The organism is Paraburkholderia sp. WC7.3g, assembly GCF_050436345.1.
Taxonomy (GTDB): Bacteria; Pseudomonadota; Gammaproteobacteria; order Burkholderiales; family Burkholderiaceae; genus Paraburkholderia; species Paraburkholderia podalyriae.
The window spans coordinates 4058492-4080355 of the sequence record NZ_JBNDMA010000002.1 but is presented as its reverse complement, the minus strand read 5'-3'; the positions used below and the strand labels follow the sequence as shown (position 1 = coordinate 4080355).

Here is a 21864-nt window from a genome sequence, read left to right as displayed (position 1 = left end):
GGTATTTTAGCGTTAACGGCTTATCGGGACTCGCCAACTGAAGCTCGTAACCCGTTAAATCTTCTATGAAAGTCGCGCAGCTCATAGAGCCGCGCCGCGCTTTGCTCGCCTAGCGGCGCTGGCCGAACATCATCTGCCGGGCGAGCGCGGCTTTCACCGGCGGGACGAATTCGAGTGCGGTCAGCGCGAGGCCGCGCAGTACCGCGAGCGGCGCGAAGTCGATGGTGAACAGGCGCGCGAGCGTATCGGTCGAGCCGATCGTCAGGCGCCGGTCGAGCGCCCGGCGTTGCGCGAAGGTCGCGAGCGCGAGCGGGGTCGGGCCTTCGGCCGACAGCGCATCGACGAGCGCGTGCGCGTCGCGCAAGCCCAGATTGAGGCCCTGGCCGGCGACCGGATGCAACGTCTGCGCCGCATTGCCGATCGCGACGATGTGGCCATTCACGAGCGTGTCGACCGTGTTCAGACCGAGCGGGAACGATGCGCGTCCCTTGATGTGCGTAAAGCGGCCCATGCGATCGCCGAACGCGGCGTCGAGCTCGCGCAGGAACGCCTGGTCGGAGAGCTGGGCGCGACGCGCGGCTTCGTCGGGCGCGCAGCACCAGACGAGCGCGTAGTCGGCGCCGCGCACGCCGCCCATCGGCAGCAGCGCGATCGGACCTTGCGACGTGAAGCGCTCCCATGCGACGTGCGGCTGCGGCGCGGACACGGTGACCGTGCCGACCAGCGCGGTCTGGCCGTAGTCGCGCGAGCCGGCGTTGTGTTTGGCGATGTTGCGTGCGCCGGCGTCTTCGTCCGTGGCGCGGCTGACGTTTTTCGCGTGCTTCTGATCGCCGAACAGCCCGCCCTCGGCGTTCACCAGAATCCGCGTGCGCAACCGGCGCGCGACGCCCGCGGTGGCGATCGGCAGCGTGACGCCGTCGAGTTCCTGAACCGGCGCGCCGGCCGACGTCGAGCGGAACCAGTGGACCGGCGTCGCATGCACGGCGTCGGCGAGGCCGTGCACGATCGAGCCGTAGCGCAGCACGTAGCCGAGCGCGGGCAGCCCGTGCTCGCGATGATCGATCAGCGTACGGCCGAAATGACCGCGCTGTGACACGTGGATGCGCTCGATCGCGGTGGCGTCGGCGGGCCAGCGCAGCGGCTCGAGGATCATCCGGCTGCCGTGCGAGACCGCGATCGCGCGCGGATCGGCGATCGAGTCTTCCGGCTCGCGCGCGTCGACGAGCGCGATCTTCAGCTCGCGCGTCACGCTGCGGCGCGCGAGCCAGCCGGCGAGCGCAAGGCCGACCGGCCCGGCGCCGACGATCGTCACGTCGAAATCGAACCCGTGCTGGTGGGAGGCGGGCCTCAGGATCACCGCCGATGGAGAGGCTTCGTTCATCGTGACTCAGGTCCTCGCCTGGTGAGACGCTTGATGGGCCGTGCGCGCTTCCTGCATTAGCGCCTCGATCTCGTCGGCGGCGACCGGCACGTCGCGCGTGATCAGCTCGCAGCCGGTCGGCGTGACGATCGCGTCGTCCTCGATGCGAATGCCGATGTTCCAGTAGCGCTCGGGCACACCCTCGGTCGGGCGGACGTACAGGCCCGGCTCGATCGTCAGCGTCATCGACGCGCGCAGCGTGCGCCAAGGCAGCGCGCCCGCCTCGTCGCGCGGCGCGCCGCGCTCGCGGTAGTCGCCGCAGTCGTGCACGTCCATGCCGAGCCAGTGGCCGGTGCGGTGCATGTAGTACGGCGCATAGCCGCGCTCGGCGATCACGTCGTCGACTGATGCGAACTTCGCGCGCGGCACGATGCCGGTGTCGAGGAGCCCCTGCGACAGCACGCGCAGCGCGGCCTGGTGCGGATCGTCGAAGCTCGCGCCGGCGCGCGTCGCATCGACGGCGGCCTGCTGCGCGGCCAGCACGATGTCGTAGAGCTCGCGCTGCGCTGGCGTGAAACGGCCGCTCGCCGGAAAGGTGCGCGTGATGTCGGACGCGTAGCCGTCGAGTTCGCAGGCCGCGTCGATCAGGATCAGGTCGCCGTCGCGCGTGATCGCGTTGCCGGCCGGGTAGTGCAGCACGCACGCGTTCGCGCCCGCCGCGACGATCGACGTATAGGCCGGCGCCTGCGCGCCGAACTTGCGGAACGTGTAGAGCAGTTCGGCCTCGAGCTCGTATTCGCGGATGCCGGGCCGGCACGCCGCCATCGCGCGACGATGCGCGGCCGCTGAAATCTGCCCCGCGCGGCGCATGATCGCGAGTTCGTGGTCGTCCTTGACGAGCCGCATCTCGTCGAGCAATGGCAGCAGGTCGCGCGCGGACGTGGGCGCGACGGTGCCGCTCCGGCTTTGCGCACGCACCGCGTCGAGCCAGCCGCGCACCTGTTCATCGAAATGTGCCGACGTACCGAGCGCGTAGTGCAGCGCCGGCTGGTCCGCGATGATGCGCGGCAACTGCGTGTCGAGCTCGCCGATCGGGAACGCGGCGTCGAGCCCGAACGCTTCGCGCGCGCCGTTGGGGCCGAAGCGGAAGCCTTCCCATGTCTCGCGCTCGACGTTCTTGTCGCGGCAGAACAGGATCGACGCGGGCGCGCCGGGCGCGGCGCTGGCGTCGAGCACGAGCAGCGCTTCGGGCTCGGTGAAGCCGGTCAGATAATAGAAGTAGCTGTCGTGGCGGTACGGGTAGTCGGCGTCGCGGTTGCGCAGCGCTTCCGGCGCGGTCGGGACGAGGGCGACGCCGCCACCCGCGGCGCGCAGCGCGGCGAGAACGCGCTCGCGGCGCGTGCGGTAGACGTCGATGGCGATGGTGGGTTCGGTCGGCTGGTTCATCGTGCGATTGTAGCGCCGCGATTCTGCAGGCCCTATTCTCCGCGCGCTACATTCGACTCGCTTTGTGCGGATCCCGACGGCGTGGCGGCCGCCATCATGTTGCAATCCGTCCACAGCGGGTCGGCGGGCAGTTCGGGAAGACGTTGACGGCACGTTCGTGAACGCCTTGGACCACTTATACTTTCGCCGGATTCAGAAAAAGGCAGAAGGTCATGATGAAACTCATCGGTTCGTTCGGCAGCCCGTACGTGCGCAAAGCGCGTATCGTGCTCGCCGACAAGAAGATCGACTACGAACTGGTGCCCGAGAACGTCTGGGCGCCGGATACCCGGATTCACACCTTCAATCCGCTCGGCAAGGTGCCGTGCCTCGTGATGGAAGACGGCGAGGCCGTGTTCGATTCGCGGGTGATCTGCGAATACGTCGATACGCTGTCGCCGGTCGGCAAGCTGATTCCGCCGTCGGGGCGCGAGCGCGTCGAGGTCCGCTGCTGGGAAGCGCTCGCCGACGGCGTGCTCGACGCGGCCGTGCTGATCCGTCTTGAAGGCACGCAGCGCGCGCCCGAGCAGCGCGTGGACGCATGGGTCGCGCGACAGCAGCGCAAGATCGACGAAGCGCTGATCGCGATGTCGCAGGGGCTCGGCAGCAAGCCGTGGTGCGCGAGCAATCACTACACGCTGGCCGACATTGCGGTGGGCTGCGCGCTCGGTTATCTGGACTTCCGTATGCCGCAGCTGAACTGGCGCGAAGCGCATCCGAACCTGGACAAGCACTTCCAGAAGCTGTCGCTGCGGCAGTCGTTCATCGATACAGTGCCGAAGGATTGATGAAGCTCGGATGAGCATAAAAAAAATGCGCCTGCATGTCAGGCGCATTTTTTTGCGGGTGTCGTTCGTTTGGCGTTGGCGTTGGCGTTGGCGTTACCGCTTGCCGTTGCGTCGCCGCGCGATTCCCGGTCCGAACGCGAAACCGAACGCGAGCAGCAGCGCCGACACCGCGAGCACCGTGTTGTTGCCGCTCGTCACGTAGGGCGTGTTGCCCGAGGTGCCTTGCACCGTTACGTCGAGCGAGCCGACCGTGTACGGCGTCAGGCGCCCGATCACGCGGCCGTTCGCGTCGATCGCGGCGGTCATGCCGGTGTTGGTCGCGCGCAGCATCGGCCGGCCGGTTTCGAGCGAGCGCATGCGCGCAATCTGCAGATGCTGGTCGAGCGCGATCGTGTCGCCGAACCATGCGAGATTGGTCGCATTGATCAGCACGCCGGCGGGCGTCGCGTTCTCGCGCAGCGTGCGCGCGATCTCCTCGCCGAAGATGTCCTCGTAGCAGATGTTCACCGCGACCGGCTGGTTATGCACCATGAACGGCTTTTGCACCGGCGGCCCGCGGAAGAAGTCGCCGAGCGGAATATTCATCAGGTTCACGAACCAGCGGAAGCCCCACGGCACGAATTCGCCGAACGGCACCAGATGGTGCTTGTCGTAGCGATAGATCTCGTGCGAGCCGGGCGTGACGCCGAACAGGCTGTTGGTGTAATCGACCACCCGTCCGTCCGGCGTGATCGTGCCGCCGATCGCGCCGAACAGCAGCGCGCTGCCGGTCGAATCGGTGAACCGGCGGATCGCCGCCGCGAAGTTCGGCGGCAGTTGCTGCGCGAGCACGGGGATTGCGGTTTCCGGTGTGACGATCAGATCGGCCGGCTTCGACGTAATCATCTGCTGATACTCGTCGATCGCCGCGCGCATGCCGGCTTCCTCGAACTTCATCTCCTGCTTCACGTTGCCTTGCAGCAGACGCACCGACAGCGCCGCGTTGGCGGGCGTGGTCCATTGCACCAGCGGCAGCAGCAGGCCGATCACGATCAGCGCGAGCGCGACGCCGGCAGGTACGGCGAGCGGGGCGACGCGCGGGGCGCGGCCTCGCGCGGCGCGGCCGCCGGCGTCATGATCGGCGCTGGCGCTCGGATCGCGCGATTCGTTTGCACGCCGGGAGCGCCACGACGGCAGCAGCGCCAGCAACGCCTGCACGATCAACGCGGCCGTCAGCGCGACCATCCAGCCGACGCCGTACACGCCGACCACTGGCGCAAACCCCGCGAACGGGCCGTCGACCTGCGCATAACCGGTGGCGAGCCACGGAAAGCCGGTGAATATCGTGCCGCGCAACCATTCGCCGATCGCCCACGCGCTGGCAAAGGCCAGCGCGCCGTGCCAGGTCGGCGCGAAGGGTGAGAGCGGCGCGCGCTCGTCGGCCGCGCTGTTCTGCGCATGGCCCGCGCAGAACGACCATACCCCCGCGGCGAGCGCCGGATAAACGGCGAGGTAGAGCGAGAACAGCACCAGCGCCGTGCCGGCGAGCGGCGCCGGCATGCCGCCGTAGTAGTGCATGCTCACATACAGCCACCAGACGCCGCTCACGAAGTTGCCGAAGCCGAACGCGCCGCCTGTCAGCGCGGCGCTTTTCCAGCCGGTACTGCGCGTGAGCCACGCGAAGAAGAACACGAAGATCGCGAGTTGCAGCCAGCCGCCGTGCGGCGTCGGCGCGAACGACAGCGTATTGGCCGCGCCCGCGGCCAGTGCGACGAGGTAGTGCCAGCGCGGCAGCGCGCGGCTGCGCGTGCCGTTGTCGGTGGGGGCGGCAGCGGGGGTGCTCACGCCGCGTTGCGAATGGGAAGTGATCGGGTCGGCCATTGTTGCGCGGTCGGCGGTCGGAAGTTGAAAAGGTCAAATCAGTAAGCAGCTGCGCACGCAAGAAAGTGCGCGGGCGCGCAGGCCGTGCCTCGGCCCGAGCCACCGGCTCAGGTCTGCTCGTGCTGCGTTTCCCGCTCGCGCTGACCCGCGAGCGGGTCGCGGCGCACCAGCAGCATGTGAACCTGGCGGGCGTCGCCGCGCAGGATCTCGAAGATCAGGTCGTCGAGGCGGACCTTCTCGCCGCGATGCGGCACCCTGCCGAAGTGATGCGTGACCAGCCCGCCGATCGTGTCGACTTCGTCGTCCGAGTAATGCGTGCCGAAGCTGTCGTTGAACTGCTCGATCTCGGTCAGCGCGCGCACGCGGAAGCGTCCGTCCGGCGACGCGATGATGTTGCCGCTTTCCTCGTCGAAATCGTATTCGTCCTCGATGTCGCCGACGATCTGCTCCAGCACGTCCTCGATCGTGATCAGGCCCGCAACGCCGCCGTATTCGTCGACGACCACCGCGAGGTGGTTGCGGTTCACGCGGAAGTCGTGCAGCAGCACGTTCAGCCGCTTCGACTCGGGGATGAACACAGCCGGGCGCAGCATGCCGCGCACGTCGAACTCTTCTTCGGCGTAATAGCGCAGCAAATCTTTCGCGAGCAGCACGCCGATGATGTTGTCGCGATTGCCCTCGAAGACCGGATAGCGCGAATGCGCCTTCTCCAGCACGTAGGGGATGAATTCAGCGGGATTGTCCGCGATGTTGATCGCGTCCATTTGCGCGCGCGGCACCATGATGTCGCGTGCGCTCAGTTCCGACACCTGGAACACGCCTTCGATCATCGACAACGAGTCGGCGTCGATCAGGTTGCGTTCGTGCGCGTCCTGAAGAATTTCCAGAAGTTCGGCGCGCGAGTCGGGCTCGGGCGAGATGAAGTCGGTCAGGCGCTCGAGCAGCGAGCGCTTTTCCTGCGGTTTGTCGGGTTGGCGTCCGGTATGGCGTCGACTGGGATACGTGTCGTTCATGGTAGTGCGCCCGGCGAGACTGGGCGCGCTGTTGCAGAGCATTAAGGATACACCAGGCACATGGCGGAACCGTGTCCCGCCGGGCCGGGCGATGAGCGAAGCCAGGGTGAATCGGCCGCGCCGCGACGGCGAAGCGTGGAACCATCCTAACCGATTACGCGGGCAAAAGCGCTCGCGGGCAAAAAAGTCGCGGGTGGGGTTTTTGCGGAGCCGCCGCGGTCACGCCGCCGGCTTGCAGCGCGCGAGCAGCGCTTCGAGCGCGCGGTCCGGCATGCCGCTTTCGCGCAGCGCATGCACGGTGCGGCTCACGTAATCGAACGTCGTGCCGTAGCGGCCGCTCGCGCAGCCCAGCACGGTCTGGATGATGTCGTCGCGCAGCTTGCCGGTGTAGCTCGGCACGTCGCGGCGCATCACGAATGCGAGCGCGTCGACGCGCCGGCCATCGGCGAGCACGCACGGCAGCCACGCGGGACGGTACGAACCCATCGGCATTTCACGGCGCCACAGTGCTTCCAGATGCGGCATCGAGCCGGCGGCTGCGAGCCGGAACGCCATGCCGGTGCACGAGCCGCCGCGATCGAGCGCAAGCACGAGGCCGGGCTGCTCGGGCGTGCCGCGATTCACGCGCGACCACAGATAGAGGCCACGGTGATAGCCGTGCACCTTCGAGCGCATCGACTCGACGGTGGACAGTCCCGGATTCCAGATCAGCGAGCCATAGCCGAACAGCCACAGATCGCTATTGCGGTCCCAGCCGCGCAGTGTGGATTCAAGCGACGCGCGCAGTTCGTCGTCCGTCAGAAGCCGCGATTCGCCGAGCACCGGCGGGTAGTCCGGACAGCGCACGGGGGTATCGGCTTCGGGGGACGGAGTGCTCACGGTGGGTTCGATCGGGCTGGCGTGGAGGAGGGGTGAGGCCGCGACGCAGGACGCCTATCGATAAGGGTCCGGAAAGCCGAGCTTGCCGAGGATTTCGGTTTCGAGCGCTTCCATTTCCTCGGCTTCTTGTTCGACGTCGTGGTCGTAGCCCTGCGCGTGCAGCGTGCCGTGCACGAGCAGATGCGCGTAATGCGCGGCCAGCGGCTTGCCCTGCTCGGCGGCTTCCTTCTCGACCACCGGGCAGCACAGGATCAGATCGCCGGTGACCGGTTCATCTTCCGATTCGGCATAGGCGAAGGTCAGCACGTTGGTCGCGTAGTCCTTGCCGCGATAGGTGCGGTTCAACGTGCGGCCTTCTTCCGCGTCGACGAAACGCACGGTCAGTTCGCCGTCCGCGAAGAGTGCCCCCTTGATCCAGCCGGCCACCGTCGCGCGTGGTAGCAGCGTCTTGTGTTCCGGCCAGGTTTTGGCGGCGGGGAATTGCAGGGTCAACGTCAGTTTCGGGGTGCGGCTCATGCGGTGTCTGTGCGTGGCGGTCGTGGCTTAAGCGCTCTTTTGCGGCGTACCGGATTGCGCCTCGCGTGGCGAAGCGCATCGCTCTAGCGCGGATCGCCCGGAGTCGCCGTCTTCTGCGAATGCGCATCGTACGCCTCCACAATTCGCGCGACCAGCGGATGGCGCACCACGTCCGCGCTCGTGAAACGCGTGAGCGCGATGCCGCGCACGTTCGCGAGCACCTGCTGCGCTTCGATCAGCCCGCTCTTCTGGCCGCGCGGCAGATCGACCTGGGTCGTGTCGCCGGTGACAACCGCCTTCGAGCCGAAGCCGATCCGGGTCAGGAACATCTTCATCTGTTCGGGCGTGGTGTTCTGCGCCTCGTCGAGGATGATGAACGCGTGATTCAGCGTGCGGCCGCGCATGTACGCGAGCGGCGCGATTTCGATCATCTGCCGCTCGAACATCTTCGCGGTCTTGTCGAAACCGAGCAGGTCGTACAGCGCGTCGTAGAGCGGGCGCAGATACGGATCGACCTTCTGCGCGAGATCGCCCGGCAAAAAGCCGAGCCGCTCGCCCGCTTCGACGGCCGGGCGCGTCAGCACGATGCGCTTGACCTGGTCGCGCTCGAGCGCGTCGACCGCGCAGGCCACCGCGAGGTAGGTCTTGCCGGTGCCGGCCGGGCCGACGCCGAACGTGACGTCGTACGACACGATCTGCTTCAGGTACTCGCGCTGCGCCGGCGTGCGGCCGCGCAGATCCGCGCGCCGCGTGTACAGCTTCGGGCCGTATTCCTCGAAGTCGTCTTCGCTCGCGTTGGTATCGGCGGGCTGGTCGAACGGATGATCGGGGTTGCCGTTCAAGCGCGGCTCGACGGCGTCGTCGCCACTGGCGTTGCCGTTGCCGTTCGGCCGATGGCGCGCCGGATGGCGCACTTCGACGAGCGCGAGCTGGATGTCGTCGACCGACAAAGGCTCGCGCGCGCTGTTGTAGAAGTTTTCGAGCGCGGTGAGCGCGAGTTTCGCGCCGCGCCCGCGGATCGTGATGCGATGGCCGCGACGCTGCAGGATCACGTCGAGCGCCTGCTCGATCTGCCGCAGATTTTCATCGAGCGGTCCGCAGAGGTTGGCGAGCCGCGCGTTGTCTTCGCGCGGTGCGGTGAATTCCAGATGCTGCTGAGCGGTCTTCAAGGCGGTGAGTCGATCCTGTCGGTTGCGGTACTCGGAATGTCGTTCAGTGCGTCGTGGCGGCGCTGTCGTCGTGAATCATCACGAGTTCGCCACGCAGCGAGTGCGGATACGCGCGCACGATCTTCACGTCGACCATCTGGCCGATCAGCCGTGCATGCGACGCGACCGGCACCGGGAAATTGACGACGCGGTTGTTTTCGGTGCGGCCGGCGAGCTCGTTCGGATCTTTGCGCGCCGGGCGCTCGACCAGAATGCGCTCGACCTTGCCGACCATCGCGTCGCTGATGCGCCGCACGTTCTCTTCGATCGTGGCCTGCAGATGCTGCAGACGCTTCAGCTTCACCTCGCGCGGCGTGTCGTCGTGCAGGTTCGCGGCCGGCGTGCCGGGACGCGGGCTGTAGACGAACGAGAAGCTCGTGTCGTACTTCATCTCATCCACGAGCGCCATCAACTTCGCGAAGTCTTCCTCGGTCTCGCCGGGGAAGCCGACGATCATATCCGTCGACAGCGACAGGTCCGGGCGGATCGCGCGCAGCTTGCGGATCACGGACTTGTATTCGAGCACGGTGTAGCCGCGCTTCATCGCCATCAGGATGCGATCGGAGCCGTGTTGCACCGGCAGGTGAAGGTGGCTGACGAGCTTGGGCACCTTCGCGTAGGTGTCGATCAGGCGCTGCGTGAATTCCTTCGGGTGCGACGTCGTATAGCGGATCCGTTCGATGCCGGGGATGTCGGCGACGTATTCGATCAGCGTCGCGAAGTCGGCGATCTCGGTCGAGCCGAGTGTCGGCGCGCCGCCGAATTTTCCCCGATAAGCGTTCACGTTCTGGCCGAGCAGCGTGACTTCGCGCACGCCCTGGTCGGCGAGACCGGCGATTTCGGTCAGCACGTCGTCGAGCGGACGCGACACTTCCTCGCCGCGCGTGTACGGTACGACGCAATAGCTGCAGTACTTGCTGCAGCCTTCCATGATCGACACGAATGCGCTCGGACCTTCGACGCGCGCGGGCGGCAGGTGATCGAACTTCTCGATTTCGGGGAACGAAATATCCACTTGCGCGCGGCCGCTCGCGCGGCGCTCGTCGATCATTTGGGGCAGGCGGTGCAGCGTTTGCGGACCGAACACGATATCCACGTACGGCGCGCGCGCGACGATCGATGCACCTTCCTGGCTCGCCACGCAGCCGCCGACGCCAATGATCAGATCCGGATTCGCGTCCTTCAGCTCGCGCACGCGGCCGAGGTCGGAGAAGACTTTTTCCTGTGCTTTTTCGCGCACCGAACAGGTGTTGAACAGGATCACGTCGGCGTCTTCCGGCGTGTCGGTCTTGACGAGTCCTTCAGCGGCACCGAGCACGTCGACCATCTTGTCGGAGTCGTACTCGTTCATCTGGCAGCCAAAGGTCTTTACATAAACTTTCTTGGTCATCGAATTTCGCCGGTCGCAGTGATTAATCTGGGGGCGTCGCAAAAAGGTGAAGGAGGCCGCGGTGCGGGGCAGCGCGGCGCGTGGAGCCCGGTTTGCGCATGTCTTCGCAGCGGAACTGCATATTATAGCCCTTCATGCTGCGGGGGTTTTGGTGCTCATCGGTCGGTCCGGCGGCAGTCCCAGCAAGCTTTCCAGCTCTCCTTCGGCTCGCCGCGACGCGCGATGTATTCCGGCGATGCGCACCGCACCCGCCGGTTCGGCGCGAGCCGGCGCGCGACCAGCGAGCTGTCTTGCGGTACACCGAAGCGGATCGCCAGATCGATATCCTCCTGCACGAGGTTCGCCAGCGCATCCGTCAGCGTCAACGCGAACGTCACTTGCGGGTATCGCGCGTTGAATTCGTCGAGCCAGTGCAATCGTCACCGCCGAGCCTGATACCGCCCGGCAATCTTCTGTCGACATCGCCGGGCGCTCTTGCCGTGGGTGCGGGCGTCGGCCCTCGCGCAGCGCGCGCGAGTTGTCAGTTGCTTGCCTCCGCCATGCTGATAACAGTGTGAAGATAACTTCGTTGGGCGCGGCCAAAGCCGATGCTATCTTGCTTCCACTCACTGCTCTTGCGCCGCCCGGCGGCGCTCTGGAGGCCAATATGCATTCCCCGCTCGCGCTGGTCCGCGATCCCTCCGCCGATGCCGATGTCGATACCGATGCGGCGCCGCGCTCCGCCGAACCCTTCGATGCGCTCGAACAGCTGGTCGGCGTGAATCTGGCGCGACTGCGCGCCGAACGGCAGCTTTCGCTCGATGCGCTGGCGCGTGCGTCCGGCGTGTCGCGCGCGATGCTCGCGCAGATCGAGTCGGCGCGCAGCGTGCCGTCGATCAAGGTGCTGTGCAAGGTGGCGGCGGCGCTGAAGGTGTCGGTGGCGGCTTTTCTGCGGCGTCACGCGACCAACGGTTTCGAGCATCTGCCGGCCGAGCGCTCGGCACGCGTCGTCAGCGCGAACGGACGCTACTCGGTGCGGCCGCTGTATCCCGACGACGAGTCGATCGCCGCCGAGTTTCACGAGCTGCGCATCGCGCCGCTGCATACGGAGGCGGGCATTCGCCGCGCGCCTGGCACGACGGTGAATCTGGTGGTCAGCGACGGCACGCTCGAAGTCAGCGTGCACGACCAGCGCCAGTTGCTCGCGACCGGCGACGCGATCGTGTTCGACGCCGACCAGCCGCACAGCCTGCGCAATCCCGGCGACACCGAGGCGCGCGCGTTTCGCGTGACGCTGCGAGCGGAGACGCCGCCGCGCTGGGATGTGCCGGCCGCCGGCGCCGCACGCGATGAAGCCGCGCGCGAAGGCGTGCCGGGTTGAGGATCGACGGCGCGCGAGGTCCCGGCGCCGCTCAGCGCGTTGATGCAGGTCCAACGCCGCGAGTAGGGTCTTTGTTTGCCGCGCTGCAGCTCCGGCGCGGCTGTTGTATGCTTCGCCGGCCGGTCGAACCGGCAATCAGTGCGTCTTCAGGGCGGGGTGAAATTCCCCACCGGCGGTAGGCCGGCAGCGCGACAGCGTGAGCCGGCAAGCCCGCGAGCGCCCGCATCGAGCGGTCTTCGGCATATCGGAGGCAGCGGCGGGGTCAGCAGATCTGGTCAGAAGCCAGAGCCGACGGTCATAGTCCGGATGGAAGAAGATGTGCAGATGGTCATCTGCGTTCCGCGGCGCCGCCTGTCACTGAGGCGGCGGATGAGCGCCCGCTTTCGCGCGGTGCCCGGCGGCGCGTCCTTGTCTATTTGCAATGCCCTGAAACGTTTCTCGCCCAACCTTTGCGATGAGCGTTTCAACACCATGTCCTTTGCAACTTTTCCCACTCCGTCGACGATGGCAGACGATGCCTTCGCCGATCTCCCGCTGCTCGCCACCGAAGCCGTTCCGCCGCGTATCGCCGCTGCCTTGCAGGCGCTGCGCGACGGTCGCGCCGTGGTGCTGCAGGACGACCACGACCGCGAGAACGAAGCCGATCTGATCGTTGCGGCCGAGCGTCTGTCGATCGAAACGATGGCGCTGCTGATCCGCGAATGCAGCGGCATCGTGTGTCTGTGTCTGCCCGACGACAAGATCCGCGCGCTCGAACTGCCGCCGATGGCCATCAACAACGAAAGCCGTCACGGCACTGCGTTCACGGTGTCGATCGAAGCGCGCGAAGGCGTTAGCACCGGCGTGTCCGCGCAGGATCGCGTGACGACGATCCGCGCGGCGATCGCCGATACGGCCAAACCCGCCGACATCGTGCGCCCCGGTCACGTGTTCCCGCTGCGCGCGATGCCGGGCGGGGTTCTCGCGCGACGCGGCCACACTGAAGGCACCGTCGATCTCGCGATCCTCGCGGGCCTGAGGCCGGCCGGCGTGCTGTGCGAGCTGATGAACGCCGACGGCACGATGACGCGCGGCGCGGACGTGGAGCGCTTCGCCGCGCAACACGATCTGCCGATGCTGACCATCGCCGAGCTGGTCGAGTTTCGCGAGGCGCTCGCGCGGGCGCGCGAGGGCGCGATGGTCGAGGCTTGACGGCCGTCCCCCTGGCGCGGCACGCGACGCCATTACGCAAAAAGCCGGTTCTGCGGAAGAAGAACCGGCTTTTGATTGGCCTTGCAAAAACCGCTACGACTGCACGTCGCCAAACTCGCCGCGCACGCCCGCCTCGATGAGCGCCGGCAGCTCATCCATGTGCTTGATGATTCGCGTGATGCCCATCGCGCGCAGCGCGTCGGCATAGCCGTCCGGAATATGGCTCGCGCCGACGAACGCGATCGTCTTCATGCCGGCCGCGCGCGCCGCGTTCAGACCCGCGACGCTGTCCTCGACGACGAGGCAGCGCGCCGGCTCGACGCCGAGCGTCGTGGCCGCAAACAGATAGACGTCGGGATACGGCTTCGGCCGCGCGACCTGCTCGGCGCTGAACACGCGCTCGCCGAAAATCTGCTGCAAACCGGCGCGCCGTACCGATGCGGCGACGCGCGTGATGCGGCTGTTCGACACGACCGCGGCCGGCAGCGTCACGCGTCGCAGCGCGTCGCGCACGCCGTGGATAGGACCGAGCGACGCGGCGAGCGCGAGCTCGACGTTGTGCTCGATCGTGTCGAGGAAGTTAGCGGGCAGCGTGATGTCGAACTGCTTTTCGAGGCCGGCGAGAAAGCGCGAGGTTTGCTGGCCGAACGCGGTTTTGACGACAGGGGCGAAATCGAGGCTGGGGAAGGTGGCCGTCAGCGTGTCGAACATCACGCGATCGGCGATGACTTCACTGTCGACGAGCACGCCGTCGCAGTCACAGATGAGGTGGTCGATCATGCCTGAAATACGATAAGCGCAAAGCGCGCGGGCGGCGGGTTGCGGGCCCGCGCCGGGATGAGAAGTGTCATCATACGTGCTTTCGGACCCCGTCCTCTGGGGTTCCGCGCGGCCGCAGCGTCACGGCGTATCGGCCCAGGCCTTCGCCGCGCGGATCGCGCGCTGCCAGCCTGCGAGGCAAGTCCTGAGCTCCGCGTGCGGAAGCGCCGGGGTGAAGCGATGCTCAAGCTTCCACTGGCTTTTCAACTCGTCGATGTCCGTCCAGTAACCGACCGCGAGACCGGCCAGATAGGCGGCGCCGAGTGCGGTCGTCTCCGACACCTTGGGGCGCACCGTGTCGACGCCGAGGATGTCGGCCTGGAACTGCATCAGCAGATTGTTCGCGCAGGCGCCGCCATCCACGCGTAGCTCGCCGATGCGAATGCCCGAGTCGGCCTCCATCGCCTTCAGTACATCGAGCGATTGATACGCGATCGAATCGAGCGCCGCGCGCGCGATATGCGCGGACGTCGTGCCGCGCGTGACGCCGAACAGCGTGCCGCGCGCATGCGCGTTCCAGTGCGGCGCGCCGAGGCCAGCGAACGCAGGCACGAGATATACGCCGTCGCAATGGGGCACGCCGCGCGCGAGCGTTTCGATTTCCGCCGCGTTCTTGATGATGCCGAGGCCGTCGCGCAGCCACTGTACGACCGCGCCGCCGATGAAGATGCTGCCTTCGAGCGCGTAGTCGATACGCGCGCCTATCTGCCAGGCGATCGTCGTAACCAGATTGTTGTTCGATTCGATCGGTTTGTCGCCCGTGTTCATCACGAGGAAGCAGCCAGTGCCGTAGGTGTTCTTCACCATGCCGGACTCGGTGCACATCTGGCCGAACAGCGCGGCGTGTTGATCGCCGGCGATGCCCGCAAGCGGAATCTTCGACGCGAACACGGTAGTCACCGTCGGTCCATACACCTCCGAGGACGGTCGCACTTCCGGCAGCATGCTGCGCGGAATGTCGAGCGCGGCGAGCAGTTCGTCGTCCCACTTCAGCGTGTGGATGTTGAACAGCATCGTGCGCGACGCGTTGGTCACGTCGGTGACGTGCAGCGCGCCCTTCGTGAAGTTCCACATGAGCCAGCTGTCGACGGTGCCGAACGCGAGCCGGCCCTGACGCGCTTTTTCACGCGCGCCTTCGACGTTGTCGAGAATCCAGCGGATTTTGGTCGCCGAGAAGTACGAGTCGATCGGTAGACCGGTCTTCGCGCGCACGCTCGCTTCGAGCCCCTGCGTCTTCAGCTGGTCGCAGAAGTCGGCGGTACGGCGGTCCTGCCAGACGATCGCGTTGTAGATCGGGTGGCCGGTTTCGCGATCCCACACGATGGTGGTTTCGCGCTGGTTCGTGATGCCGATCGCCGCGATCGACGTGCCGTTGATGCCGGCTCGCGTGACCGCCTCGGCGGCGACGCCGGCCTGCGTCGACCAGATTTCCTGCGGGTCGTGCTCGACCCAGCCCGGGTGCGGGTAGATCTGCTGGAATTCCTTTTGCGCGGTGGACACGACGTTACCGCGCCGGTCGAACAGCATCGCGCGCGAGCTGGTGGTGCCTTGGTCAAGCGCGAGGACGTACTGATCCTGCATTGTCTTCTCCATGCATGTTACGGATCGCCGGATTGCAGGCCGGCGATCGTAGCGGCGTGTTGTTGTGAGCGGGCCGCCATAGTGTGAGGGCGCGTGCCGGCGTCGTCCAGCCGAAGCTGCTGTGGCGGACTGGCTTCGGGTCGTGGGCGGCGCGCGCCGCTTACGCGCTTTGCCGCGCCGGTTCGCGCGCGAACCACGCGTCGATGTCGCGCGTGACCTGCTCGAGCGTGCCCGGCTCGACGTGCAGGCCGAGCTTCGAGCGCCGCCACAGCACGTCCTGAGCGCTGCGCGCCCATTCGGTGTCGCGCAGATAAACGAGTTCAGCTTCGTGCAGTCCCGGCGCGAACTCGCGACCGAGCTCGGCGCGCGAACGCGCGAGGCCGATCATGCGATTCGCGCGCGTGCCATACGCGCGCGCGAGCCGATGCGCGAGCGACGCCGGCAGCCACGCATGTTCGCGCGAGAACTCGCCGAGGAAGCGATTGAAGTTCGCCTGCGCGATGTCGCCGCCCGGCAGCGGCGCGTCGGCGGTCCACGCGGGTGCACCGTGAGCGAGCGCCTCGGTGAGCGTATCGACGGCCTGCTCGGCGAGCTTGCGAAAGGTCGTGATTTTGCCGCCGAACACCGATAGCAGCGGCGCCTGGCCCGCGGGCGCGTCGAGTTCGAGCGAGTAGTCGCGCGTGACCGCCGACGGATTGTCCGCGTTCTCGTCCTCCAGCAGCGGGCGCACGCCCGAATAGCTCCAGCGCACGTCGGCGGACGAGATCTTCCGCCTGAAATAGCGGTTGATCGAATCGCACAGGTACTGCGTTTCGTCGGCGTTGATCGCGACCCGCGACGGGTCGCCGCGATATTCGAGGTCGGTCGTGCCGATCAGCGTGTAGTCGTGCTCATAGGGAATCGCGAAGATGATCCGTTTGTCCGGGTTCTGGAAGATGTACGCGTGATCGTGCTCGAACAGGCGCCGCGTGACGATGTGACTGCCCTTGACGAGCCGCACGCTATGCGACGACGGCCGGCCGAGCGCCCCCTTCAGCAGTTCGCCGACCCACGGGCCCGCCGCGTTCGCGATTGCCGAGGCGCGCACCTCCAGCGCCGTACCGTCCGCGCGTTGCAGTTGCGCGCGCCACTCGCTCCCGGCGCGCTCGGCGTTGACCAGCGTCGTGCGCGTGAGGATCGTCGCGCCGCGCTCGTGCGCGTCGAGCGCGTTCAGCACGACGAGGCGCGCGTCGTTGACCCAGCCGTCCGAGTAAACAAAGCCGCGCTTGATCGAATCGACGAGCGGTGCGCCGGCCGGATGCCGGCTCATCACGATGCCGCGCGAACCCGGCAGCAGCTCGCGTTTGGCCAGGTGATCGTAGAGGAACAACCCCGCGCGGATCAGCCACGCAGGGCGCAGATCCGGCATATGCGGCATCACGAAGCGCAGCGGCCAGATGATGTGCGGCGCCGCGCGCAGCAGCGTTTCGCGCTCCTGCAGCGCTTTGCGCACGAGCCCGAACTCGCGGTACTCAAGGTAGCGCAGGCCACCGTGGATCAGCTTGGTGCTCGCCGACGACGTATGCGCGGCCAGATCGTCCTGCTCGCACAGCAGCACCGACAGGCCGCGGCCGGCGGCGTCGCGGGCGATGCCGGCGCCGTTGATCCCGCCACCGACGACGAGCAAATCGTATTTCGTGCCTTGCGTCACCTGCTGGGTCCTCTGCATCGAATCGGAATCGGGTTGGAAAGCGAATTGAATGAACGATGTTCGTTTTCGAACTTTAATGAACGAAAACGAAAAAGTAAAGTTCGCTTTGTCCTGCCGGCGCTGGCCGAATGGCGAGCGGAGTGGCGTAACGCATGGCCGCGGACGATACTCTTGGCAGCAGCCATTTCGAGGTGATGAATGCGTGGACTTTTGATGATCGGCGCGGCGGCGCTTGTGGCGGGATGCGTGAGTACGCCGAGTCTGGAAGGGACGCGGGGCGCGACGTCGTTCGAGTCGTTGCAGAAGATGTGTTCGCCGCAGACCGTCGATTACGGCAGCGACGCGCAGATCGTCTACGAGACGTTCTTTGACGCCTATGTGGCGAACCGGCGCGGCCGCTTGTCGAACGACGACTTCTGCGCGTTCCAGGCGTCGATTGCGCAGCGCCATGCGAGCGAGGCGGCGAGCAGCGATCCGAAGGTGCGCAACCAGTGGGTCGAGTTTTTCAACGAGCAGCGCGCCAGGGCGATCAGCTGGCGGGCGGGTGTCGATCCGACCTTGCGTAATGGGTAAGTAGCAGCGGGTTCACCGACGAGCCTGATTCTCGCGCCGCCTGCCCGGTGCGCAGGTTCACTTTTGCTGCGCCAGCGCTCCGCGCCACAGCATGCGCAAAACCTGCGCGAACACCGCTTCGCGCGATGGCTGCTGTGCATCGCGGCCGGCGACATCGGCCTGTTGCGCCGCCGACGGCGGCAACTGGTTCGCGAGCGCAAGCATCGTGAAACCGTGCAGGCTAGTCCAGTACGCGTAGCCGATCAGGCGCGGATCGCCTTCGAGAATACCCGCCTCGACGAGCCGCTCGAAGTGCGCTTCCAGCAGATGCCACGCGCGCTGCGAAGCCGCGGCCAGTTCAGGGTAGGCGCCTTGTTGTTGCGGCGTCTGGTCGAACATCAAACGGTAGGCGTGCGGTTCATCGAGCGCGAAAGCGACGTAGGCCTCGCTGACGGCGCTGCGATCGATGGCGGGGACGTTCGCCGGGATGGCTTGTGCGGCCGCTTCGAGGCGCGCGGCGAAGCGGTTGAACGCGGCGGCGCGGACCATCGCCAGAATTTCTTCTTTGTTGCGGAAATATCGATATGGTGTCATCGCGCTGCAGCCGAGTTCCTTCGCCAGCTCGCGCATCGTCACGCCTTGCGCGCCGCGGGTCGCAAACGCGTTCTCGGCGACGCGCCGCATGGCTTCGCGAAACTGTTGGATGTCGTCGGCGGAGAGCGTCTTGGGCATGCGCGAGGGGTGGGAAGTCCGTCGCGTGAATTTACTGTGTAAATGAGATGCGCACAACAAGGGGCCGCGAAGGCGGCCCGCTGTCAGGCGAATCGGGTGACGCGAAGTCGTTGGCGGCGCTAATACGCCGCCAACGACTGTCGAACTGACTGCAGGGAAACTCAGGAAAAACGTTTGATGGCCCGCAATGCGGTGTCGCCGGTTTCGGTCACGCGCCATTCTTCGTTGCCCGATGCGAGGCGTTCGAGTTGCACCAGCTGGCGTTCGAGCAAAGCATCGAGTTCTTCTCGGTCCATTTCGACCTGGTTGGGGGCGTCCTTGACGAGCAACAACGTGGCGAATTCATGCGGACTCAGCATCGTTCTCTCCATGTCAGCAAATTGCGGACAGCCTTGCAGTCGACCGGCAGGCCGGGGCGGGGTCCGCTAAAGGATCAGTGCGGGAGGTGCGGCTTCACGACAGATTCACACAACCGACGCGGTGCGAAACTCGCAACGTGCGTTGGGGAACTGGAGTGTAGGCGAGCACCGGTGAAACGCCAACCTGGCGCCCGCAAATTTTCCGTTTGACAATTGGATGCGCGAGCGGCGGTCCGGCCAAGCGGGCAAATTCTTGATTTCACGCGAGGTTTTGCGTGCACCGCAGCATGGCGGAGGACGCCTGGAATTATCCGGCGGTATAGATTTGACAATTGGCGGCGCCCAGCGCCTCGGCGAAGTCGGCAGGCGGGGTGGCGTCGGTGAACAGCGCGTCGATCTGCTCCAGATGTCCCTGGCGAACTAGCGCCGGGCGGCCAAACTTGGAGTGATCGGCGGCGAGGAACACGGTGCGCGCGTGTTCGATGATCGCCTCGGCGACACGCACTTCGCGCGTGTCGAAATCGCGCAGCGTACCGTCCGTTTCGATGCTCGACGTGCCGATGATCGCGAAATCGACCTTGAACTGCCGGATGAAATCGATCGCCAGTTCACCGACGATGCCTTTGTCCCACGGCCGCACGATGCCGCCTGTCACCAGCACTTCGCAATCCAGGTAGCCGCTCATCATGCTCGCGACGTTCAGATTGTTCGTGATCACGCGCAGTCCGCGGTGGCGGTTCAGCGCGCGCGCCACTTCCTCTGTGGTCGTGCCGAGGTTGATGAACAGCGACGCCTGATCGGGAATATGAGTGGCTACTAGCGCTGCAATGCGTCGTTTCTCTTCATGGAACATGCGCTGACGCGCGGTGTAGGAGACGTTCTCGGAGCTGGTCGGCAGACTGGCGCCGCCGTGATAGCGGCGCAGAAGGTTCATATCGGCGAGCCAGTTGACGTCGCGGCGGATCGTCTGCGGGGTCACGTCGAAATGGCTCGCGAGGTCGTCGACGGTCACGAAGCCGTCGCGTTGCACCCACTCCAGCAATTCCTGTTGCCGGGCGTTGAGAGTCAGGCGGGGGTCTCGTGTCATGTGTTTCGTGTCGTGGCTGTTGTGTCGGCGCTATCCGTCGACGATCGCGGTTGCGGCTATTGTAAGACCATCGCGCCCGTTGTCCGCCAACTGGCGCAACTCGCGCAAATCCGGCGCGAAGGCGTGGAAGCAGGTTCGACACCCATTCAGGCGGACAACGCACTTATTCATTTCATAAATGAATTTGTTTTTTGGGCCGGTTCGCGCTGCAATCCGGGTTTCCGCGTTTTACCTGCTTACAACCTTTCCCATGATGTCCGGCGACTTTTCGTGCCGGGCCGCGCTTTCGAGAGTGTTCGATATGACTGGCTTCAACTGGCAAAACCCCTATCCGACGCAACGTCTGCCCGTATTCGCGCGCAATATCGTCTCGACCTCGCATCCGCTCGCCGCGCAGGCCGGCCTGCGCATGCTGTGGAAGGGCGGCAATGCCGTCGATGCGGCCATCGCGGCCGCCGCCGCGATCACGGTGGTCGAGCCGGTCTCGTGCGGCCTCGGCGGCGATGCGTTCGCGCTCGTATGGGACGGCAGGAAGCTGCATGGTCTGAACGCATCGGGCGTGTCGCCGGCTGCGTGGAACGTCGATTACTTCAAGCGCAAATACGGCGAGGAAAACGGCCTCGCGAAGCAGCCGAAGCGCGGCTGGGACGCCGTCACGGTGCCGGGTGTGATCGCCGGTTGGGAGGCGCTGCACCAGAAGTTCGGCAAGCTGCCGTTCGCCGATCTGATGGAGCCGGCCATCGAGATCGCCGAGCGCGGTCACGCGGTAGCGAGCATTGTCGCGTACAAGTGGGCGAACGCCGTCCCGGAACTGCAGGATCAGCCGGGGTTCGCGCAAACCTTCATGCCGCGCGGCCGCGCCCCCGAGGTCAGCGAGCTGGTGCGCTTTCCCGGTCACGCGAAGACGCTGCGCCTGATCGCCGAGCAAGGTCCGCGCGCGTACTACGAGGGCGAGATCGCCGAGCGTATCGTCGCGTTCGCGCGCGAAGGCGGCGCCGCGCTCACCGCCGACGACCTGCGCAACTACCGTGCGGACTGGGTCGAGCCGATCGGCAAGGACTATCGCGGCTATACCGTGCATGAGATTCCGCCGAACGGCCAGGGCATCGCGGCGCTGGTTGCGCTCGGCATTCTCGACAAGTTCGACGTCAAGTCTCTGAAGGTCGACAGCGTCGAGTCGCAGCATCTGCAGATCGAAGCGATGAAGCTCGCGTTTGCCGATCTGTATCGCTACGTCGCCGATCCGCGTTCGATGGAAGTCACGCCCGAGCAGATGCTCGACGACGCGTACCTGAGCTCGCGCGCGAAGCTGATCGATCCGAAGCGCGCGACGCACTTCGACTTCGGTATGCCGAAGGCGGGCGGCACGATCTATATGTCGGCCGCGGACGAGAGCGGCATGATGGTCAGCTTCATCCAGTCGAACTACATGGGCTTCGGCTCGGGTGTCGTGGTGCCGGGCAGCGGCATCGCGCTGCAGAACCGCGGCTGCGGCTTCTCGATGGATCCGAAGTCGGCCAACGTCGTCGAGGGCGGTAAGCGGCCGTTCCATACGATCATCCCGGCTTTCCTCACGCAACAGGTGAACGGCCAGCAGCAAGCGGTGATGAGCTTCGGCGTGATGGGCGGCGACATGCAGCCGCAAGGCCATCTGCAAACGGTGGTGCGCATGCTCGACTACGGTCAGCAGCCGCAGGCCGCGTGCGATGCGCCGCGCTGGAAGGTCAACCGCGACTTCACGGTCGATATCGAGTCGACACTCGATCCGAAGACCACCGGGGGTCTGCAGAAACTCGGCCATACGATCAAGTCGGTCGACGATCCGTACATGGACTTCGGCTCCGGCCAGTTCATCTGGAAGCTCGATCGCAACGAGCTGGAGCGCGGCTACGTGGCGGCGAGCGACAGCCGCCGCGACGGGCTCGCCGCCGGCTTCTAGGCCGCAGCGACGCAACGCCCGGGCAACAGGTAACGAACGCGCGGCCTTACGCATG

19 protein-coding genes, 1 pseudogene and 1 riboswitch are annotated in these 21864 nt (G+C 66.1%); of the genes and pseudogenes, 5 read left to right on the top strand and 15 right to left on the bottom strand.

All coding sequences use genetic code 11. From position 1 onward, the window contains the following. Positions 1-109: 109 nt before the first annotated feature. Entirely contained in the window at positions 110-1381 is a 1272-nt protein-coding gene (locus tag OKW43_RS30395) for a UbiH/UbiF/VisC/COQ6 family ubiquinone biosynthesis hydroxylase (protein WP_187635887.1), read from the bottom strand. Positions 1382-1387: 6 nt separating this feature from the next. After that, positions 1388-2806, bottom strand: coding sequence for an aminopeptidase P N-terminal domain-containing protein (locus OKW43_RS30390; protein WP_429451497.1), 1419 nt, complete (start codon positions 2804-2806; stop codon positions 1388-1390). Between the two features lie 212 nt (positions 2807-3018). On the opposite strand from OKW43_RS30390, the gene OKW43_RS30385 reads away from it, so the two are divergent. Next, a complete protein-coding gene (locus tag OKW43_RS30385) occupies positions 3019-3633 on the top strand; it encodes a glutathione S-transferase C-terminal domain-containing protein (RefSeq protein WP_187635889.1) in 615 nt (204 codons plus the stop codon). A 93-nt stretch (positions 3634-3726) separates the two neighbouring features. Here OKW43_RS30385 and lnt read toward each other — a convergent pair whose 3' ends face one another. The 7 genes and pseudogenes from lnt to OKW43_RS30350 all read right to left on the bottom strand — a co-directional run. Next, complete coding sequence (gene lnt / locus OKW43_RS30380) at positions 3727-5493, bottom strand: apolipoprotein N-acyltransferase (protein WP_429451494.1); 1767 nt, start codon at positions 5491-5493, stop codon at positions 3727-3729. A 107-nt stretch (positions 5494-5600) separates the two neighbouring features. Next, on the bottom strand, positions 5601-6506 hold the full coding sequence (locus OKW43_RS30375; RefSeq protein WP_429451492.1) for an HlyC/CorC family transporter: 906 nt from the start codon (positions 6504-6506) through the stop codon (positions 5601-5603). A 219-nt stretch (positions 6507-6725) separates the two neighbouring features. After that, a complete protein-coding gene (locus OKW43_RS30370; protein WP_187635892.1) occupies positions 6726-7385 on the bottom strand; it encodes a gamma-glutamylcyclotransferase in 660 nt (219 codons plus the stop codon). A 54-nt stretch (positions 7386-7439) separates the two neighbouring features. Continuing rightward, positions 7440-7901 (bottom strand): rRNA maturation RNase YbeY, encoded by a 462-nt coding sequence (gene ybeY / locus OKW43_RS30365; protein WP_187635893.1) that lies wholly within the window; start codon positions 7899-7901, stop codon positions 7440-7442. Between the two features lie 83 nt (positions 7902-7984). After that, positions 7985-9070 (bottom strand): PhoH family protein, encoded by a 1086-nt coding sequence (locus OKW43_RS30360; protein WP_187635894.1) that lies wholly within the window; start codon positions 9068-9070, stop codon positions 7985-7987. Positions 9071-9113: 43 nt separating this feature from the next. After that, positions 9114-10499, bottom strand: a complete 1386-nt coding sequence (gene miaB, locus OKW43_RS30355; RefSeq protein WP_429451487.1) for a tRNA (N6-isopentenyl adenosine(37)-C2)-methylthiotransferase MiaB — start codon at positions 10497-10499, stop codon at positions 9114-9116. 173 nt (positions 10500-10672) lie between these two features. Beyond that, a pseudogene (locus tag OKW43_RS30350) lies at positions 10673-10915 on the bottom strand (LysR substrate-binding domain-containing protein); the annotation flags it as partial. A gap of 230 nt (positions 10916-11145) precedes the next feature. Between OKW43_RS30350 and OKW43_RS30345 the strand changes: the two are divergent. Both OKW43_RS30345 and ribB read left to right on the top strand, forming a co-directional pair. Next, positions 11146-11859 carry a helix-turn-helix domain-containing protein gene (locus OKW43_RS30345; RefSeq protein ID WP_429451485.1) on the top strand — a complete coding sequence of 238 codons (714 nt, stop codon included), beginning with the start codon at positions 11146-11148 and terminating at the stop codon, positions 11857-11859. A gap of 138 nt (positions 11860-11997) precedes the next feature. Beyond that, positions 11998-12181, top strand: a riboswitch (FMN riboswitch). A 149-nt stretch (positions 12182-12330) separates the two neighbouring features. After that, a complete protein-coding gene (ribB, locus tag OKW43_RS30340; protein ID WP_429451483.1) occupies positions 12331-13050 on the top strand; it encodes a 3,4-dihydroxy-2-butanone-4-phosphate synthase in 720 nt (239 codons plus the stop codon). 93 nt (positions 13051-13143) lie between these two features. Here ribB and OKW43_RS30335 read toward each other — a convergent pair whose 3' ends face one another. The 3 genes from OKW43_RS30335 to glpD all read right to left on the bottom strand — a co-directional run bounded on the left by OKW43_RS30335 (position 13144) and on the right by glpD (position 17140). Beyond that, positions 13144-13830 carry an HAD family hydrolase gene (locus tag OKW43_RS30335; RefSeq protein ID WP_187635898.1) on the bottom strand — a complete coding sequence of 229 codons (687 nt, stop codon included), beginning with the start codon at positions 13828-13830 and terminating at the stop codon, positions 13144-13146. 120 nt (positions 13831-13950) lie between these two features. Beyond that, a complete protein-coding gene (gene glpK, locus OKW43_RS30330; protein WP_429451480.1) occupies positions 13951-15450 on the bottom strand; it encodes a glycerol kinase GlpK in 1500 nt (499 codons plus the stop codon). 160 nt (positions 15451-15610) lie between these two features. Continuing rightward, positions 15611-17140 (bottom strand): glycerol-3-phosphate dehydrogenase, encoded by a 1530-nt coding sequence (gene glpD / locus OKW43_RS30325; protein WP_429451821.1) that lies wholly within the window; start codon positions 17138-17140, stop codon positions 15611-15613. 198 nt (positions 17141-17338) lie between these two features. Here glpD and OKW43_RS30320 point away from each other — a divergent pair, with 198 nt between their 5' ends. Beyond that, positions 17339-17713: a hypothetical protein gene (locus OKW43_RS30320; RefSeq protein WP_187635900.1), complete on the top strand. Its 375-nt coding sequence runs from the start codon at positions 17339-17341 to the stop codon at positions 17711-17713. A 57-nt stretch (positions 17714-17770) separates the two neighbouring features. Here OKW43_RS30320 and OKW43_RS30315 read toward each other — a convergent pair whose 3' ends face one another. From OKW43_RS30315 to OKW43_RS30305, 3 genes are all read right to left on the bottom strand, one after another. Then, on the bottom strand, positions 17771-18424 hold the full coding sequence (locus OKW43_RS30315) for a TetR/AcrR family transcriptional regulator (protein ID WP_429451477.1): 654 nt from the start codon (positions 18422-18424) through the stop codon (positions 17771-17773). Between the two features lie 161 nt (positions 18425-18585). Further along, positions 18586-18783: a hypothetical protein gene (locus OKW43_RS30310; RefSeq protein WP_167368606.1), complete on the bottom strand. Its 198-nt coding sequence runs from the start codon at positions 18781-18783 to the stop codon at positions 18586-18588. 307 nt (positions 18784-19090) lie between these two features. Beyond that, the gene (locus OKW43_RS30305) at positions 19091-19870 is read right to left on the bottom strand and encodes a DeoR/GlpR family DNA-binding transcription regulator (RefSeq protein ID WP_187635902.1); all 780 of its coding nucleotides are present in this window, start codon (positions 19868-19870) and stop codon (positions 19091-19093) included. Between the two features lie 301 nt (positions 19871-20171). Between OKW43_RS30305 and ggt the strand changes: the two genes are divergently transcribed. Then, positions 20172-21809, top strand: coding sequence for a gamma-glutamyltransferase (gene ggt, locus OKW43_RS30300; protein WP_187635903.1), 1638 nt, complete (start codon positions 20172-20174; stop codon positions 21807-21809). The last annotated feature ends 55 nt before the right edge of the window (positions 21810-21864 follow it).